Annotated in this window: 16 protein-coding genes and 1 tRNA gene; 8 read left to right on the top strand and 9 right to left on the bottom strand. The window is 58.3% G+C overall.

Going from position 1 to position 17,525, the window contains the following annotated elements; all coding sequences use genetic code 11:
- Window positions 1-240 precede the first annotated feature (240 nt).
- A complete protein-coding gene (locus tag FJ145_03400) occupies window positions 241-1,230 on the bottom strand; it encodes a Gfo/Idh/MocA family oxidoreductase (GenBank protein MBM4260468.1) in 990 nt (329 codons plus the stop codon).
- Window positions 1,231-1,400: 170 nt separating this feature from the next.
- Between FJ145_03400 and FJ145_03395 the strand changes: the two genes are divergently transcribed.
- The 5 genes from FJ145_03395 (at window position 1,401) to FJ145_03375 (ending at window position 3,853) form a co-directional block, all read left to right on the top strand.
- On the top strand, window positions 1,401-2,072 hold the full coding sequence (locus FJ145_03395; GenBank protein ID MBM4260467.1) for a hypothetical protein: 672 nt from the start codon (window positions 1,401-1,403) through the stop codon (window positions 2,070-2,072).
- Window positions 2,073-2,209: 137 nt separating this feature from the next.
- Window positions 2,210-2,596, top strand: coding sequence for a RidA family protein (locus tag FJ145_03390; protein MBM4260466.1), 387 nt, complete (start codon window positions 2,210-2,212; stop codon window positions 2,594-2,596).
- 321 nt (window positions 2,597-2,917) lie between these two features.
- Complete coding sequence (locus FJ145_03385) at window positions 2,918-3,124, top strand: DUF433 domain-containing protein (GenBank protein ID MBM4260465.1); 207 nt, start codon at window positions 2,918-2,920, stop codon at window positions 3,122-3,124.
- A gap of 333 nt (window positions 3,125-3,457) precedes the next feature.
- On the top strand, window positions 3,458-3,751 hold the full coding sequence (locus FJ145_03380) for a hypothetical protein (protein ID MBM4260464.1): 294 nt from the start codon (window positions 3,458-3,460) through the stop codon (window positions 3,749-3,751).
- Between the two features lie 10 nt (window positions 3,752-3,761).
- Window positions 3,762-3,853 (top strand) — tRNA-Ser (locus FJ145_03375).
- Window positions 3,854-4,417: 564 nt separating this feature from the next.
- Here FJ145_03375 and FJ145_03370 read toward each other — a convergent pair.
- The 3 genes from FJ145_03370 to FJ145_03360 form a co-directional block, all read right to left on the bottom strand.
- On the bottom strand, window positions 4,418-5,281 hold the full coding sequence (locus tag FJ145_03370; protein MBM4260463.1) for a DMT family transporter: 864 nt from the start codon (window positions 5,279-5,281) through the stop codon (window positions 4,418-4,420).
- Between the two features lie 181 nt (window positions 5,282-5,462).
- The gene (locus tag FJ145_03365) at window positions 5,463-6,740 is read right to left on the bottom strand and encodes an MFS transporter (GenBank protein MBM4260462.1); all 1,278 of its coding nucleotides are present in this window, start codon (window positions 6,738-6,740) and stop codon (window positions 5,463-5,465) included.
- Between the two features lie 130 nt (window positions 6,741-6,870).
- Window positions 6,871-8,421 carry an MFS transporter gene (locus FJ145_03360; protein ID MBM4260461.1) on the bottom strand — a complete coding sequence of 517 codons (1,551 nt, stop codon included), beginning with the start codon at window positions 8,419-8,421 and terminating at the stop codon, window positions 6,871-6,873.
- Window positions 8,422-8,558: 137 nt separating this feature from the next.
- Between FJ145_03360 and FJ145_03355 the strand changes: the two genes are divergently transcribed.
- Both FJ145_03355 and FJ145_03350 read left to right on the top strand, forming a co-directional pair.
- Entirely contained in the window at window positions 8,559-8,786 is a 228-nt protein-coding gene (locus FJ145_03355) for a hypothetical protein (protein ID MBM4260460.1), read from the top strand.
- 116 nt (window positions 8,787-8,902) lie between these two features.
- The gene (locus FJ145_03350; protein MBM4260459.1) at window positions 8,903-9,967 is read left to right on the top strand and encodes a tripartite tricarboxylate transporter substrate binding protein; all 1,065 of its coding nucleotides are present in this window, start codon (window positions 8,903-8,905) and stop codon (window positions 9,965-9,967) included.
- 97 nt (window positions 9,968-10,064) lie between these two features.
- On the opposite strand, the gene FJ145_03345 is transcribed toward FJ145_03350, so the two are convergent.
- From FJ145_03345 to FJ145_03330, 4 genes are all read right to left on the bottom strand, one after another.
- On the bottom strand, window positions 10,065-10,457 hold the full coding sequence (locus FJ145_03345; protein ID MBM4260458.1) for a DUF1232 domain-containing protein: 393 nt from the start codon (window positions 10,455-10,457) through the stop codon (window positions 10,065-10,067).
- Window positions 10,458-10,471: 14 nt separating this feature from the next.
- Window positions 10,472-11,152 (bottom strand): HAD family phosphatase, encoded by a 681-nt coding sequence (locus FJ145_03340; protein ID MBM4260457.1) that lies wholly within the window; start codon window positions 11,150-11,152, stop codon window positions 10,472-10,474.
- A gap of 209 nt (window positions 11,153-11,361) precedes the next feature.
- Window positions 11,362-13,398, bottom strand: coding sequence for an amidase (locus FJ145_03335; protein ID MBM4260456.1), 2,037 nt, complete (start codon window positions 13,396-13,398; stop codon window positions 11,362-11,364).
- 97 nt (window positions 13,399-13,495) lie between these two features.
- On the bottom strand, window positions 13,496-15,523 hold the full coding sequence (locus tag FJ145_03330; protein ID MBM4260455.1) for an amidase: 2,028 nt from the start codon (window positions 15,521-15,523) through the stop codon (window positions 13,496-13,498).
- Window positions 15,524-15,751: 228 nt separating this feature from the next.
- On the opposite strand from FJ145_03330, the gene FJ145_03325 reads away from it, so the two are divergent.
- Entirely contained in the window at window positions 15,752-16,555 is an 804-nt protein-coding gene (locus FJ145_03325) for a creatininase family protein (GenBank protein MBM4260454.1), read from the top strand.
- A gap of 76 nt (window positions 16,556-16,631) precedes the next feature.
- Here the strand turns inward: FJ145_03325 and FJ145_03320 are convergent, their stop codons facing one another.
- Window positions 16,632-17,498 (bottom strand): DMT family transporter, encoded by an 867-nt coding sequence (locus FJ145_03320; GenBank protein MBM4260453.1) that lies wholly within the window; start codon window positions 17,496-17,498, stop codon window positions 16,632-16,634.
- Window positions 17,499-17,525: the final 27 nt, after the last annotated feature.

Below are 17,525 nucleotides of genomic sequence, written 5' to 3'. Positions count from 1 at the left end.
GCCTTCCTTCTTCGCCGCCTCAACGGTGGCTTCCCACTCGCTCTGCCAATTGGCCGCGGGAACCGCCGCCGTCGCATCACCGAGCCATGACGCAAACAGGAAAGAGCCGATTAGCAACCTAAGACGACCGGAGTTAGCCATCGCGCCTCCGCGAGCGTAAGACGATGAATCAATGGTTCATAGAATCGAAATTTGTTTAGCTTTGAGCCGATTTCGGAACTTTAGAGCCGCGCAGCGGCGCTATTCCCAAGACGCCGTTTGGTGCTTCATCATGATTTCTTTGCCGGTCTTGCCCGACTCGACGATGGCCAGGCAGACCTCTAAGGTCGCTTGGCCCCAGCGGCCGTCGTGTGACACCGGGCGATTGTTTTTTACAGCTTCATAGAGCTCAGTCACTTCCGCTTGCCGCCCGCGCATGACTTTTTCCAGCGACACTTCCCATTTCGTGTCCTCGCCGTAGACGTAAATGCCGTCTTGGGATTGCCGCATGTCGCCCTTTTCGCAGGAAACCACGGTTAAGCCGAAAAACGATTGGTGATGCACCGGGGCGTCATGTCCGGCGCCCCAGATTTGCCAGATCGACGGCCATTTGTCAGAGCGTTGGCCATAACGCATCTGTTCTTTTTGTTCTTCGAGCACCTTGTCGACATTAGGTCCGCCAATCTTGGTCAGGTTAGCGCGCATCTTAACGTTCGTGTCCGGGTTGCGCGGTTGTCCGCCTTCGCCAGTCCACCACATCAACTCCGCGGTGTCGAAGAAGCCGTAGCCGTTGTAGACCAACGTCGCCGGTACGCCGCCGTCAAATTCCATGAAGCAGGAATAGGCGCCAACGCCGGGTCGGATCTTGTCCCAGGCTCCGGTCCAGGCTCTGACCGACTTCACTTTGCCTCCGCCGATCAAGCGTACGACGTCGACCTGGTGCGGCGTTTGGTTGAAGATCAAGCCATTGCTGGTTACCAGCTCTGGCGTCGGCCAGGGGCGGTACATGAACTCATTGTAGTTCCAGGTGTTGATCATGCGCAGCGGGCCTAGCTCGCCGCTCTTGACGATCTCGCGCATCTTACGCACCGGCGCATCGAAGCTATGGGTGTGGCCGCAGAGAAGCTTGATCTTGTATCTGTCCGCGGTCTCGTTCATGCGCTCAGCATCGTCGATGGTGAGCGCCATTGGTTTTTCAACGATGACATGTTTGCCGTGCTTGGCGGCGATCAGCGTATGCTCGGCGTGCATCTCCGGCGGCGTAGCGATATAGACCGCGTCGATGTTCTTGCTCTTACAGAGATCTTCGATGTTGTTGTAGGTCTCGGCATTGAACTCCTTCTCGAAAACGTCGAGCGCTTGGCTACGCGGGTCAGCGGCGCCCGAGCGACGAGCCTTGCAAGATCCTTTTCGGCACCAACATGCCCCAGGCGATCAACCAGTATCACAATCTGGAATTCGTTTTTGATAGTAAGTTTCAGTTCAAAGACCGCTACTCGTATTATATGGATGATTTCTTCGCCAGCGAAGGCAAGGCTTGGAGCCTGCGCGTTTATGAGACAAACTTCATTCCCAACATCAAGACTCTCAAGCTCGATCCTTACCCGGAGCGGGGCAACCGCACCGCGATCATGCGTTTGTCCATGGCGAGCTGCTCGGTGGGCATGCATGTCATGGAAGCATCGGAGGGCACTTATGTGACGGCGCACCGCCATGGCCCCGGCGCTCATGTCATCGTCATCGACGGCGATGGCTATGAGCTGTTGTTCTGGCCTGGCGACGAGAAAAACCGGCGCAAGGTGCCGGCCAAGCCCTACGCAGTCGTGTCGCCCTGTCTCAACGAGTTTCATCAGCATTTCAACACTGGCAAGGGCGGCTATCGCATGCTCGCCTTTCGCGGCGGCGGCATCCGCTACGGCAGCGGCCTCAAGCACGACCCGGCGCGAACGGCGCAGAGCAAAGATCCGTTCGCGCAATGGTACAAGATTCCCTACGAGCAAGAGGATTCATTGATACGCGAAGAGTATTACAAAGAGCTGGAGAAAAACGGCATATCGCTGCGCCTCGCGCCGCTGGACCAAGGGCGGGGGTGACCTCGCTTACGCTCGGAATCTCGGAGTGCAAATTTCAGATTTCAAAGACTAGGGCATCTGCGACTTGCGATTTGAGACGCCAAAGACAGGGCTAGGCCTGCATAGAAAAATTCAATGAGACTAAGGAGGAACTCAGTATGGCACGCCGCGAAGTCGTTAAAGTTACCAACGCGCCGAAGCATGGAGACAACCCGATCCCCATCTGCACGAAGCTCGGCAATCTGATATTACCCTCGGTGATCTCGGGTCGAGCGCCCGATCAAACCGAGCAGTCCGCTGATCCGGAGAAGCAGATCGCCCAGGCTTTCATCAACATGAAAAACATCATCGAAGCCGCCGGCGGCAAAACGGAGAACATCGGTAAGATCACCGTGTATTTGAGCGATATCAAATACCGCAGCTTGGTTAATAAAGAATGGGTGAAAATGTTCCCCAATGAAAACGATCGCCCCTCGCGCCATGTCGTCGACATGCCGCTGCGTGGCAAGACCGTGATTCAACTCGATGTGGTCGCGATGGTATGAGCCGATGTTCGAGGTTGCCTTCCGTTCCTCTGTCAAGATTTTTGGCGTCGCGGATACCGTATTACGGTTGGCTGGTATCAGCCGAGTGAGACGAGAAGTAACTTGCTTGGCGTTGCCACTGAAATCCTTTCACGGCGGTCAGTCGCAAGGACTACTTTCCTTACCTCGCGCAGGGAAAGTCAGTAAAGATAACGAGCATGGATCTCTTTGGACTCAGTGGGACATCCTTGACCTGGTTGACGAGCCCATTTGGGAATTAGGCCCTATTTTGGGCACGGTGTTTTCCTAGCTTGACTAACTCGCCTTCGGCCCAATTAGGCTATGCGCGATGACTATATTACCATGCGGGACGGCGGGTACTGGATTGGGGAGAGCCGCATCGCCCTCGATGCCGTCGTCTATCGCTTTCTGGAAGGTCTCTCCCCCGAGAGCATGGCGGAGAGTTTTCCCGTGCTCACATTAGAGCAGGTTTATGGCGCCATTACGTATTACCTGGTCCATCGAGCGGCCATTGATGCGTATCTCTAAGCCCAAGACGCGGACTATGCCACTTTCCGGCAGCAGCTCCGCGCGAGCTATCCGCGCCCGAGTCAGCGGCTGGATGCGCTGCTGTTAACGGAGCTGAATCTTTAACCTGGAACTCGAAACCCGCAACTGATGCGACACACCAAACAACCACGACAAAGTACATGCGGGCGGTGGAAGAACGTATGCGTCACGCCCGCCGTTAAAACCTTGGAGGCCAATCTGGAGGCCAATCAAAGGCGGTCAAAGGCCAGGAGATGCTCGATCTGGCCAACTTGGAAAAAATCCGAGAAGCTGCGAAAGTCCTCGAAAGTCTCGGATTTTTAAGAGAAAAAGTTGGTGGCGATCAAGACCATTCGGCGAGCGTTCGAGCTCGCGCGCGAGAAAGTGGGTGTTAAGGACCTGCACTTACACGACCTGCGCCACACCGCGATTACTCGGTGGGCCATGGCGGGCGTACCGGTCGGGGAGATCATGGCCGCCGCTGGTCACCACTCAATCGAGATGCACAATCGCTACGTCAATTTGAACGAAAATCACCTCAAAGAGGCCTTCAAATTGTTCCCGAGGTGTTCCCAAGACACTTTTTCGACCCCTTCTGTTGACTCCGTAATCAATGTAAGTCATTGATATTCCTCACGGAGAGGTGGCCGAGCCCGGCTGAAGGCGCTTGACTCGAAATCAAGTTCACGGGGAACCGTGACGGGGGTTCAAATCCCTCCCTCTCCGCCAAATCTTTTTTGAATCAGTCCTCCTTCTTGCGGTGTATTCTCAAGTTTATCCCCCCGCCCAGGTGTCAACCTAGTTGGCAAGCTAGCGAGCCTGCGTTGCCAAATCGATTCGTCCACCCAAGCGAAAAGCGCTGTTAAAGCTCTGGTAGCAGCTCACTTTCGGCGAAATTCGGTGGCTGGGGTCACTGACTTGGGGGGCTGGCGTCATGAGATTGCGCCAGCGGTGCGCTAGCGTTCATGGTCCGTGTTTTGCGTTTTAGAGAACTCAACGTAGCGTTTCTTCGCAGGCAACTGGAAATGGAGGTTCTTCATGAGCGCAGAACGGAATCGTCATCGGACTTTGAGCACCTGGCAGCTGATCTTTAGCCAAAGCAAAGTCAACGGTGCTCCCTACGACGAAAATCAAATGCCAGTTCATAAATGGCATTGGCCGACGGGCACGTATTTGCAACGGCGTCGATCTGAACGATCGCGATTTCCCATGGGCTTCTCGCGCAACCGGGAGGTTGGCCAAGCGTGATCGCTGGCGTGGTGAAGAAACAAAGACTCACGGACATCGGCCAAGCTAAGCCTTTGCAAATGAAATAGCGACGGTGCCGAGCACAACCAGAACCGCGCCGATGACGATGCGAGTGGTGATCTTCTCCACGTCGTTGAGAAAAAGCTTGCTGCCGATCACCACCCAGAGAGGCAGCGTCGCTGTCAGGGGCGTGATCATTACCACCGGTCCATAGGTGAGCGCGTAGAGCACCAGCAGGAGACCGAGCGATTCGAAAGCGCCGCCGGCGATGAAATACCGCAAAGATTCGCGATTCCAGATGAGCTTTTCTTTGGTGGTGGGCAGCGCCAAATAGGCAGCGGTGCAAGCCCATCCGACAATGCCGACCACGGCGCCGAAGAAAATCGGCTCGTCGGAAAAGCGCAGCGCATAGCGGCGAATCGGATACACCACGCCGCCCAGAATCGACGCGAGCAACGGCGCGATGATGTACCAACGGCGAAAGTCTTTGACATGCTCGTCGGCGCGCCACGAGATCAGCAAAATCCCTACAACGACGAGAACGGTCCCCAGGGCGATGGCCGTTGTCATCTCTTCGCCAAGAAAAAAGATCGCAATCGCCGCGCTCCAGAAAGGCACCGAAGCGCGGATCGGCCCGCTGCGCGCGGCGCCGATCTTTTCGATGCCGATGTAAGTCAACTGGCGCACCACGGCCTGCAACACCCCGGCAATGGCGAACAGCATGAACACGAAAGGCGTCACCGAGGGAATGCCGGTGATCGTCAGCGCGATGGAAAACAGCGTCACCGTTTGGATCAGCAAGGAGATGAAGGTGATCGTGATCGGCGAAGAATATTTGAAACCGCGCTTGGACAGAATGAAACTCAGGGCGTAGGCGACGGCCGCGCTAAGGGCGATGATCTGGGGCATGTAGGAAAAGACTCACCGCACAGACGCGGAGCACGCAGTGTTCGGGCTGATTCGTATACTCATTCTGAACATCTCTCCTCGGAGCTCTGTGTTCTTCGCGCCTTAGGTGGATTTTCGGTGTAGGTTGGTTCAGTGAGGCGTAACCGAGCGATTCTCTGGCCGCGTTGTGAATTCCGTCGGGTTACGCTGCGCTAACTCGACCTACGGGTTTGCGATCTTCCTTCACAAACAGCAGCAACAGCATGCCGGCGATGTAGGTGCCGCCGGCGATGTAGAAAGCCGGCGTGAAACCATGGTGCTGCATGACGTAGCCGATGATCAGCGTCCAGATGGGTCCCGAGATGAAGCCGACGAAGTAATAGATCGAAAACGCCGCGTCGGTCAACTCCGGCGTGGCGAAGTCGCCGATCATGGTTTGGGTCAGCGAGCCGCGCGCCTGGACGACCGCGCCGTAGAGCAGAAGATTGGCGTAGAACCATATCGTCAGCGACGAATGCTGCACCAGAAAAAACGTCATGATCGCCGAGAGCAAAAGCGTCAGCTGAGTGATGCCTTTGCGCTTCCCGGTGCGATCCGAATACCAGGCGATCGCCAAGGGCCCGACCAAACCAGCGGCCTGCATCAAGGTTAAAATAAATCCGCCGGTGGAAGCGGTGACGCCGAACTTGTCCATGAAAAACGGCACGAGATACGTCATGTTGACGCCGGTGCCGCGGCCGGCGGCGCCGACCATCAAGACGAGCGACGTAAACAGGATGTTGCGATTTTTCAAACACTGCACGTAGGCATCCAAGCCGACTTTGGCTTTCTTTCGGCCGCTCGCCGCAGCCTCGGCGCCGCGCGAATGGTCCTGCACCCAAAATAGAGTGAGTCCCATGACCAAGCTGAACGCGCCGAAGATCACAAAGGCGGTCTGCCAGCTAAAATAAAGTAGCGCCAGCGATGCCGCCGCCGGGCCGATGAACGATCCCAAATTGCCCGCCGAATGGTGAAACGTCAGCGCCCAGCCGCGCGACTGCGGATAGTAGCGCGAAAGAATACTCGATCCCAAGGGATGCTGCGGGCTCGAGCCCGCGTCGATGGCGACGCGCGCGGCGACAAGCTGCGGATAGCTGCTGACGAAGTATTGCGACATCGCTGTTAGCCCCACGACCACGTTGCCGACCGCGAGCATGGTGGTGCGGCGAAAAAAATTCGACAAGAACCCGTAGATCACCTGCAGCCCCTGGCCGACGAAGCTCGACAGCGCCGAGATGAATCCCAGGCCCACCAGACCGAAGCCCAGCTCGGTCATCATCACCGGAAACATGACCGAGGTGATGCTGTATTGCAGATGATTCAAGACATGGCAGCCGCTGATTAGCCCAAGCGCCATACGCTTCTGCTGGATCGACGCTTCGAGGGTGGGTGTCTCCGATGACGGAGTATTTGAATTGAGGGTCGTCGCCTGATCGCTCATGAAACAAGTCCTTGGAGTCAGGGAGTGTTGGAGTAATGGTGTATTAGGATCATCTGTTTTGTGTATAGCAACTCGTGTTTCGAGTCTAGCGTTGAGCGCCAGACTTGGGCCCGACGCCCAACGCTAGGCCCTAAACGCTAGACGTTTTGCCGGGTCTCGCCGTATCCGCCGGGGCGTAGTTGCCCATCTTTAGACTCGCGATCACGCCGACGAGCATCAATAGAAATCCGGTGAGAAAGGCGAACCATAAGGAGTCAGCCAGGCTGGCAATCAATTTGGGCAATAGGTCGCTGGGAATCTGTGCTCGCGTCGTCGGCTCCAAAAGATTTTGCGGATTGGCGAGTTTGTTCCAGAGCTCGTTGCTGATCGATGTGTTGCTCGCTTTGATTGTGTTCACCGCGCGTTGCATGTGGCTCAACATGACCGTTCCCATCAGGCTGACGACGAACGCCGCGCCGAACGTGCGAAATAACATGATTGTTGAAGTCGCCACGCCGATGCGCTGTTGCGCCACGGTGGATTGGGCGGCGACCAGCGTCGTCAGGTTGGCCAGGCCCATGCCGACGCCGATCACCAGCGCGCTGACGACGATGGCGGCGATGCCCAGGTTTACGTGCGGCAGCACGAAGATCGCATAGCCGAGCGCCAACAGCGTCATGCCGGCGCATGCGACCCAGCGGTAGCCGATGCGGTTGATGCCTTTGCCGGCCAGCAAGCTGCCGCCGGTCCAGGCGACGCTCAAGACGAGCAGCGTGAGTCCCGCGCGCGAGGCGGCGATGCCGCTGACACCCTGCAAATATAGCGGCATGTAGCTGATGGCGCCGAAGACGCCCATGGCGCTGAGTGTCGCCACAGCGGCGGCCGATCGATAGAGCGGCACGTGGAAAAGATCGAGCGGAATGATCGGTTCGGCGGCGCGCTTCTCGATGAAAAAAAACAGGATCATGACCGCGACGCCGGCGCCGACGTAGACCAGCGATTCGGCGTTGAGCGGATGGTGCGCATGGGCGCTGCGCGACAGGGCGTAGAAAATCAACAAAAGGCCGATCAGCAGCGCCGCGCCGCCGGCAAGGTCGAGTTGGGGTTTGCGCCTCTCGCTCGGTTGCTCTTTTAAGCCGATGACGATGAGCGCGGTTGCGATGGCGATCAGCGGCAGGTTGACGAAAAAAATCCAGCGCCAGCTCCAGTTCTCGACGATGATGCCGCCAGCTACGGGGCCGAGGATCGACGCCAACCCCCAAATGCCGCTGATAAACCCCTGGACTTTGGCGCGCATCTCCGCCGGATAGAGCACGCCGACGACGATGAACGACAGCGCATATATAGCGCCGCCGCCGAGGCCTTGGATGGCGCGGTAAAGCACCATCGCTTCCATGCTTTGGGCAATGCCGCACAGGATCGAGCCGAGCAAGAACACGCCGATGCCGATTAGCATCAGGCGCCGCTTGCTGAACAGGTCGGCGAGTTTGCCGAACACCGGCGTGGTTAGCGCCGAGGCCAACATATAAATCGAAAACACCCAGCTGTAGAGCTCCAAACCGCCGAGCTGAGCGACGATGGTCGGCATGGACGTCGCAACAATCGTCGCGTCAATGGCGAAAAGAAAGATCACCAGCATGACGCCGACGGCGGCAAGGGTGCGTTTCGATGTGTCGGTAGAACGATCGGAAGAAATATTCATGAAGAGCAGCGCGTGTCTAAAGGCATCCTTCTTGAGTCGCCCAGATCGCTAACAGAGTCAAGCTTGGGCACCGTTATTGACCCTCCGCCTTGCGGCAGCTAAAGAGTATGTACTTTGAGGAGGGGGGCTACGATGGCTTGGCGAAGACGGGTCTGCCGATTGGCTTTCTTAGCGGCATTGTTACCGCAATTGGCGCTGGCGCAAATCACAGCGGCGATGCCACCGAACTGATCAATCGTAGCTTGGCCGAGGCGCGCGCCGGCAAACCGGCCTTCGACATGACCCTTGGCAACGAAGTGGTGATGACAGCGCTCGATGAGAAGGGCTTGCTCACGGTGTTCGAGCCGCCGGCTGCCAAAGCCTAGCCGAAGCAGTTTCTCGATCGACCAGATCGCGGTCATAAAGCTGCCGAGCAATGAAGAGTTGAATCAGTGGAGCCGAAAATTTCGCGAAATGTTTAGATAATAGCGGATCATCAAAAATGGAGAATGGAAGGTTGAAAACTTTGGTCATGAAATGCCTTGTCTCGCCGATCGCTTTGGCATTTGTTTTCGCGGCCGTGGATGCCGGTGATGCACAGGAATCGTTCTTCAAGGGCAAACAAGTCCGTATCGTCGTCGGACTCAGTGCTGGGGGCGGTTACGACCGCGCGGCGCGGATCGTTAGCCGGCACATTGGCAAGCATATTCCCGGCAATCCGGACGTGCTGGTGCAGAACATGCCGGGAGCGAGCTCGGCGATCGCCGCCAACTACGTCTGGGGTGTTGCCAAGCCGGACGGTCTGACGATCTTGGCGTCGCACAACAATCTCTATCTCAGTCAGATTGCGGGTTACAAAGAAGTGAAGTTAGATTTGACCAGATTCAATTGGATCGGTTCGCTGGAAAACGACGACATGATGATCTTCGTGCGCGGCGACTCGCCGTTCAAGTCCATGGGCGACGTCGTGCGCGCCAGCGAGCTGCCGAAGTGCGGCTCCACGGGGGCAGGCAGCGCCGATTATGTGATGTCGAAAATTCTGGCCGAAACCATCGGCGTCAAGGTCGAGCATGTGCTGGGTTATCCAGGCAGCAATGAGATTGGCCTGGCGCTGGAGCGCGGCGAGATCAATTGCATGGGGCTTACCATCGCCAACTATTTTGCCAGTGACCGCTACGTCGGCTGGCACAAGAATAAGTTCGTGCGCATGCTGGCGCAGGGCGGACACAAGCGCGACCCGCGTATTCCTGATGCGCCGACTATCTATGAGTTGATGGATGAATTTAAAACGCCGCCGACCAAGCGGCGCGTCGCCGAAGCGATGAACCAGGGCGCGGAATGGGCGCGGCCGTTCTTGGTGGCACCAGCCGTGCCAACGGATCGGGTTGCCACTTTGCGTAGCGCGTTTGAAAAAGCGACCAAAGATCCAGATCTGCTTGCCGAAGCGAAGCGGCTGCGCGTTGAAGTCACGCCAGTGCGCGGTGAACAACTGCAGAAGTTGGCTAAAGAAGTGTTGAGCCAACCGCCGGAAGTGACTGAGCAGATCAAGAAGCTTTTCGTGCAATAGTTCTCGCGCAGGGACGCTGAGCACGCAGAGTTCGGAACTTGTAGGGTGCGCCGTGCGCACCAACCCGGCGCTTGTAGGAACAGATCGCGACCAGCCCCTACGGTTGTGCTGAGAGAATCTTCCACGCGATCCACGTCAACCATGCGGCGGCTCCTAGCCAAATTGCAATGATTGCGATCGCAGCTGTCCGGCTACGTGGCAGCTTGGTTGAAAGCGTCGCGGCTGCTCGTGTTTTGCATTCGCACCAAATGTCGTCTGGGATCAGCTTGATCGCCAAGGCAATTCCCAACGGAATTAGAAGCAGGTCATCCAAGTAGCCTAACACTGGAATGGAATCGGGAATCAAATCGATTGGGCTGAACGCGTAGGCCAGGACGATAGCGGCCATGATCTTTGCCGCCCGGGGCACGCGCGGGTCGCGCGAGGCTAAATAGAGCGCAAAGGTGTCGTGCTTGAGTTGGACGACGCGGGTTTTCCATTGCCGCCACATATGATCCGGAAAAGCTACCGAGATTGCGTACGAGCTGTCTCGACCCGTTGCAGCAGGCGATCGAGCCGCTCTGCGGCAAGTGATTCCATCCGATAGTCGGCGTGATCGAGGCGTAAACGTTCTGTGATGGGATTTGGTACCGCTACGGTGAATATCCCCGCCGCTTTAGCGGAAGTGACGCCGTTCGGAGAGTCTTCGAACGCCACGGCTTCAGGCGGCGCGACACAGAATTCTTCAAGTACCGCCAGGTAAGGTGTTGGATCAGGCTTGTGCGCGGCCGTGTCCTCGAAACATTTAGTCGTATGGAAATAGTCAAGTAATTCGAGCCGCGCGAGATGGCCGTGAACATGGTGGCGCGATGAGCTTGACGCCAAGCCGATCTTCATGCCGAGCTCGGATGCCCCGCGCAAATAATCATGCACGCCGGGCAACACCGGCTGTTGCTGCGTCAACGCTACGACGCGTGCACGCCTTTGCAAGCGAAACTGTTCTAGATCGACGGATGGATTCACGTGTTCTTGGTAGTACGCGTAGAGATCGACATGCGTATGGGGCCGGCCAACGATGTCAGCCCAAAAGTCCATGTGCAGCTCACGCCCATGCTCGGCAAACACTTCGCGCCAAACTTGGTACTCGGGGCTTTCGCTGTCGATGATCAGTCCGTCGAAGTCGAAGATCAGGGCTTTGATGAGCATAGGTGAAAAAGAGCCCTCACCTCTAACGCTCTCCCGCAAAGCGGGCGAGGGGACCGGATCCCTTTCCTTCCGACTCCCTCGCCCATGCCTGTGGGAGAGGGCAGGGGTGAGGGCAACGTTTTGAGTATTGCAAGTCGATTATCCTCGTATCAAGGCACAAGTGTTTCCCGCCGAGCCCAAACGTTGAACGTTGAACCTTGAACCGCCAGCTACGGCTCGCCCCGCAACCGCCCAAACGCTTTCGGCGGCCGGCGATGTTTGGTTCCCGCTTCGTAGGCCGACGCGATTTCGAAGAGGTTCGCTTCATCGAACGGGCGGCCGAGGAATTCCATGTTCACCGGCAATTGTTTCGCGATCGGACCGACCAAAATACTGCCGTTGGGATCTTTCGTGTCGGCGACGCGGTCGTAAATCTCGCGGGTGAATCCGGCGGGCACCACGATGGTCGGGAAGCCGCTCAGCGGGCTAATATTGACACCCCAGCTGCCGCCGGCGCCGCGATTGAGATCGATGTCGGTTTTTAACGTTTGCTCACCTGGAAGAAAATCAGCATTCGATAGTGTCGTCCCGGCTTTTAGGTTGCGCGGCTCGGTGCGGGTGTTGTAGTTGGCCGGTTCGCGGCTGACCAACACCGGATGCGCCGGAATCGTGCTGTAGGGAAAAATCAGCGCGTCGAGTTTGTTGTCGGCCATGACTTTGAGAAGAATCTGCTGCAGCGTGTAGCGGCGCAGCGTGTGGTTGGTGTGCGCCGCTGTGTCGAGGGTCTTGGCGTCGGGGCTAAACTGATTGCGCAAGTTGGCCTGGTTGCCGGCAAAGGTCGGCGCGGCAAACATGTCGACGGCGTTTTTGAATTTCGCATCGCCGCGCTCACGCAGGTAGCGGTTGATGCCGTACTTGCCTTCGTCGCCGCGGCGCGGGCCGGCGACTACGCGCAAGTTGACGCCGCGCGGGCCGCCGGGCATGAGCTTCGGGTTGGCGGCAATGGCAACGGCATGATCGATCGGGTTTACGCCTTCAGGCACCAAGGATTTAAAGTTCTGAGTCAACAAACTGGGCTCGATGTAAGGGACTAGCTCGGCGATGGCGTCGTGAAAATTGACCGGATCGACGATGGTCGCGCCGAGTTTCTTAAGATCGGCAATCGCTTCGTTGGCGACGCGGATACTGTCGCGATCGGCCAGTGTCGCTTCGGCCATGAGCTCGCGCACGACGCCCAAGCGTTTACCGGCGAGGGATTTTTTGTTGGCGTGACGGCTATAAGCGACCTGCTCGCGATTGTACGCCGGCGTGGTGATTTGGTCGCGCGGGTCATAGCCGGTGATGACTTCGATGATGCGCGCCGTATCCTCGACGGTGCGGCACAATGGACCGCCGCGGTCGCGCGAAAACGAAAGCGGCATGATGCCGGCGCGGCTGATAAGGCCCTGGGTTCCGAGCATGCCGACGACGTTGTTGGCCGACGCGGGGCTGCGCACCGAGCCGGACGTGTCGGTGCCCATGGCGCACATGGCGAGGTTTGCCGCCACGGCAGCGCCGGAACCGCCGCTCGATCCCCCTGGCGCACGCGTGGTGTCGTAGGGGTTGCAGGTTTGGCCGCCAAAGCCGCTGCGACCGATGCTCGCGGCGGCGTATTCGTCGGTGTTGGCCTTGCCAAGAATGATCGCGCCGGCGGCGCGTAGCTTGGCAACAATGGTTGCGTCGGCGGGCGCCTTGTCGTTGGCGTAGGGCGCTGCGGCGCCGCCCGTGGTGCGCAGATCGACGGTGTCGAACACATCTTTGATCGCCAGTGGAATGCCGTGCAGCGGCCCGATGAATCTACCGGTGCGGGCGAAATGTTCGTCCTGCGCTTTGGCGACTTCCAAGGCGTCGGGGAATCTTGGATCGTTGTCTGTGGTGTCGGTCTGGGAGCGCCTGCCGCGGATGTTGAGCGTGATGAAGGCGTTCAACTGCCCGGCGTTTTCAATCGGCGTGATGGCGCCGAGCATCGATCCGGTTGCCGGATCGACGTCGCCTTTGACGCAAGTGCCGTTATAAGCTTCGATGCGCTTGAAGTAGAGCTGCACGAGCTGCGTTGCGGTGAGCTGGCGCGCGCGGATCGCGCGGTGGACGTCGGCGATGGTCGCCTCTTCGAGATGAAAACGCCACGCCTGCGCGGCAGCGCGGAGCTGGTCGACGCTCAGTACAACGGCGAGAAAGGCAGAGCAAAAAATCACAAGATAATTACGGCGCATGAACGGTGCCTCCATGGACAAAATCAATCTTACATCGTGTCGGGTGGGTTAGCCGTCTGCGGCGTAACCCGCCGTGTCTCGGATCGATAGGTATCGCTGTGCTCAACCCATCCTACGGTTCGCCCCGTAGCGGCCCAAATCCTTTCGGGGCACGGCGATGTTTGGTTCCCGCTTCGTAAGCTGACGCGATTTCGAACAAAGTCGCTTCGTCAAATGGGCGCGCGAGAAATTCCATGCTCACCGGAATCTGATCCGGTTTCGGTCCTTCGAGGCGGCTGCCGTTGGGGTCTTTCGGATCTGGCACGCGGTCGTAGACTTCGCGGGTAAATCCCGCCGGCACGACGATCGCCGGGAAGCCGCTCACCGGACTCAAATTGACGCTCCAACTGCTGCCCGCGCCGCGCCAGAGATCGAGATCGGTTTTCAACACCGGCTCGCCGGGCACCAAGTTGGCATCGGACATCGGCGTGCCGGCTTTCAATAGACGCGGCTCGGTGCGCGGGTTGTAAACCTCCGGAGTGCGATTGGCCAACACCATATGCGGCGGAATCGTGCTGTACGGATAGACCAACGCGTCGAGATTATTATCCGCCATGACTTTGTAGAGAATCCGCTGCAGGTTCTGCATGCGCAGCATGTGGCTGGCGTGGTCGGGTGTATCCAAGGTCTTGGCTTTGGCACCGAAGGCATTCTGCAAAACCGGCAAATCGCCGGCAAATGTTTTGGTCGCGAACATGTCGTCGACGCTGCGAAATTTCGCGTCGCCGCGCTGCTGTAAATAGACGTTCATGCCGTATTTGCCTTCCTCGCCGCGGCGCTGCCCGGCGATTACACGCAGATTGACGCCGCGCATGCCGGTGGGAAGACTTTTGGGATCCATGGTGAGTGTCACCATCCGGTCGATCGGATCGGCACCGGCGGGAATCGCCTCTTTGAAAGTTCGCGTGAAGAAGCTCGGTTCGTAGGACGACATGATCTCGGCGATGGCGCCGTCGAAATTCACCGGGTCGACGATGGTGGCGCCGAGCCGTTTCAAATCGGCGATCGCCTGATGGGCGAGGCGAATGCTGTCACGGTCGGCGATGGTCGCTTCGATCATGAACTCGCGGACGACACCGATGCGTTTGCCGGCGAGCGATTTCTTGTTGGCGAAATTCCGGTAGGCGACAGGCTTCTTGCCGTGGGCGACGGCCGTGACGTGGTCGCGCGTGTCGGTGCCAGTAACTGCTTCGAGCACCAGCGCGGTGTCCTGCACGGTACGGCACATGGGGCCGCCGCGGTCGCGCGAGTAAGACAACGGGATAATCCCGGCGCGGCTGACGAGGCCCTGGGTCGCCACCAAGCCGACCAGCGCGTTGGCCGTCGACGGAAAGCGCACCGACCCAGATGTGTCGGTGCCAAGGCCGCAGATGGCTAAGTTTGCCGCCACCGCGGCGCCGGTTCCGGCGCTCGATCCACCGGGCACGCGTTTGGTGTCGTAGGGGTTGCAGGTCTGGCCGCCGAGCGCGCTGCGCGCGATGCTCGCCGGCGCGTATTCATCCAAGTTGGTTTTGCCAAGAAAAATCGCGCCGGCAGCGCGCAGCTTGGCGATCATGGTCGCGTCCTGCAGCGGCTTGTCGTTGGCATACGCTGCCGCGGCGCCGGCGGTGGTACGCATGTCGACGGTGTCGTAGTTGTCTTTGATCGCGAAGGGGATGCCGTGCAGCGGCCCGACGAAGCGGCCGGTGCGGGCGAAGTGAGCATCCTGCGCACGCGCGACTTCCAAGGCGTCGGGCATCTTCGGATCGTTGTCCGACGCGTCGGTCTTCGAGCGTTTGCCACGAATGTTAAGCGTGGTGTAGGCGTTCAACTGGCCAGCGTTTTCGATCGGCGTCAGATCGCCGAGCATCAAACCGGTGGCCGGATCGAGATCGCCTTTGACGCAGGTGCCGTTGTAAGCCTCGATCCGTTTGAAATAGAGCTGGACGAGCTGTGTTGCGGTAAGTTGATTGGCTCGAATCGCTCGGTGCACATCGGCGATGGTCGCTTCCTCGAGATGGAAGCGCGGTGATTGGGCTCGCGCGTGATAGGGTGCGTGCGCCGACAGCGCTAACATCACGATCATCAACCCCACGGGCGGACGCAGATTTTCAAGGTTCACGGCAGGTCCTCCAAGGTTTGTGATTGGCGTATACTAACTTCGGTGCGAAGGTTTCGTCAACAGAAAATCTCAGAGACTGTGCGACGTTTGTTGTAGGGGCAGGTTGAAACCTGCCCTGGCGGTGGCCGGCGGGCGATCCGAACGGGCGGGTCTGCGGCCCGCCCCTACGAGAAAACACTGATGGACCAATAGGGTTGTGGCCGATTGCGTTGTTGTCGTGTTAGGAAGATGCAAGGGGAGAAAACCATGAAGCGCCTAGCGGAAATACCATTTACCGAGGCTGACGCCCTAGCGAAAACGGGCAAGGCTCTTGTGATTCTGCCGGTCGGGGTCGTCGAAGAACATGGCGCCCATCTGCCGTTGGGTTTGGATTCCTTTGCAGCGGAAGTGTATACCGCGGCCGCGGCGCGACATTTGGAAGCAGCCGGCTACGAAGTGGTGGTCGCACCGACGATCAACTACGGTGTAGCACGCGCTGCGATCGATTTCCCTGGGACATTGTCGCTGGAGCCGGACACGTTGCGGTCTCTAGTTGTCGACATCGGCCGGTCATTGGTGCGCCACGGATTTGAGCGACAAGTTATTCTAAACGGCCATCGCGATCTCCATCACATGAAAGCCTTGGATGACGCGATGAAGACTCTGGTCAATGAAAATGCGGCTAAAGTGCTCTGCGTGGGGTTTGCCAGCGATCCGGCGATCACCGAGGCCAGTTACCGCAAGGACGCCAAACAGCACTACAAAAGCCCGCGCCCCGATGTCGAAGGCCATGGCGGCGAATCGGAAACTTCGGTCGCGCTGCACAGCTTTCCGCAGTTCGTCAGGAAAGAAATCATCGGCTCGCTGGACCCTAACTTCGACTACGACATGAACGCGTTTCGCAACGAAACCAAAGACTACGGCAGCCTGAGCGGTGGCCGTGGGTACTTCGGCTGGCCGCAGGCGGCGACCGCCGCAACGGGTGAGAAGTTGGTGTCGGTGCGGGGCAAGAACATCGCCGAGGTGATCTTGAAAGCGTGGGGACGACCGTGATCGTGCCCGGTGCTCGTGTTCGTGACTCTTTGTTGGTTCGGCGGGCGAAAAGATGAGCACGAGCCACGAACACGAATCACGACCGTACCTGGGAGATGGCGACGATCCCGGCGACGACGCAGATCGTGCCGATGACGCTGGCGGTGTTGAAAGTTTCTAACTCGCGCAGGAAGATCGCGCCCAAGATCAGCGTCCAGATCGGCACGGTCGCAGCGATGGGCGAGACGATGTAGACCGGCCCGGCGGAAAACGCGATCAGCATGAACAGCACGGCCATGGTTTCAAAAAATCCCGAGCCGATGAGCGACCAGGCGGCGCGCCGGTCCCAGACTAGCTTTTCTTTGCAAGCCGGCGAAACGTAGAACAGCGCGAAGGCGATCAACGACACCGGTCCAACCAGGGCGGCGAAAAACAACGGCTCGTTGGATTGCAGCATTGCGTAGCGCCGCAGCGGGTGCACCAGCGTGGTCAGTAGGACCGTGGCGATCGGGTAGAACAAATAGCTCCAGCGAAACTGCGGCACGTTTTTGTCGATGCGCCATGAGATCAGCGCGATGCCGATAACGACCAGAATAGTTCCGAGCATGCCCAGCAAGGTCAGGGGCTCACCGAGAAAAATAATCCCGGCGATGACGGTGAGAAAAGGGTAAGAGTTGCGCAGCGTCACGGCGCGCGAGGTGCCGATCTTATGAATGCCGGTATAGTGAAAATGGCGAATGCCCGGCTGCATGATGCTGGCGACGACGATGGCAACAACCGCCGCGGTGGCCACCGGCGGTATTCCACCTCTGAGAAATACCGCCGCCCAGAGGACGATGCTGTGAATCAGTAATGATACAAAGGTCGCCGTCATCGGCGTAGAGTAGCGGAAGCCAGGTTTTACGGAAACGTTCGAGCAGGCAAACGACAGGGCGGTGAGCAAGGCGAAGAGTTCGGCAGTCATGGCAAACAAATTATGAAAGCGGAAACG

The sequence above is a fragment of the Deltaproteobacteria bacterium genome (assembly GCA_016874755.1).
Lineage (GTDB): Bacteria > Desulfobacterota > Binatia > UBA9968 > UBA9968 > DP-20.
The sequence above is the reverse complement of the archived record's forward strand: the minus strand, read 5'-3'. Positions and strand labels throughout refer to the sequence as shown.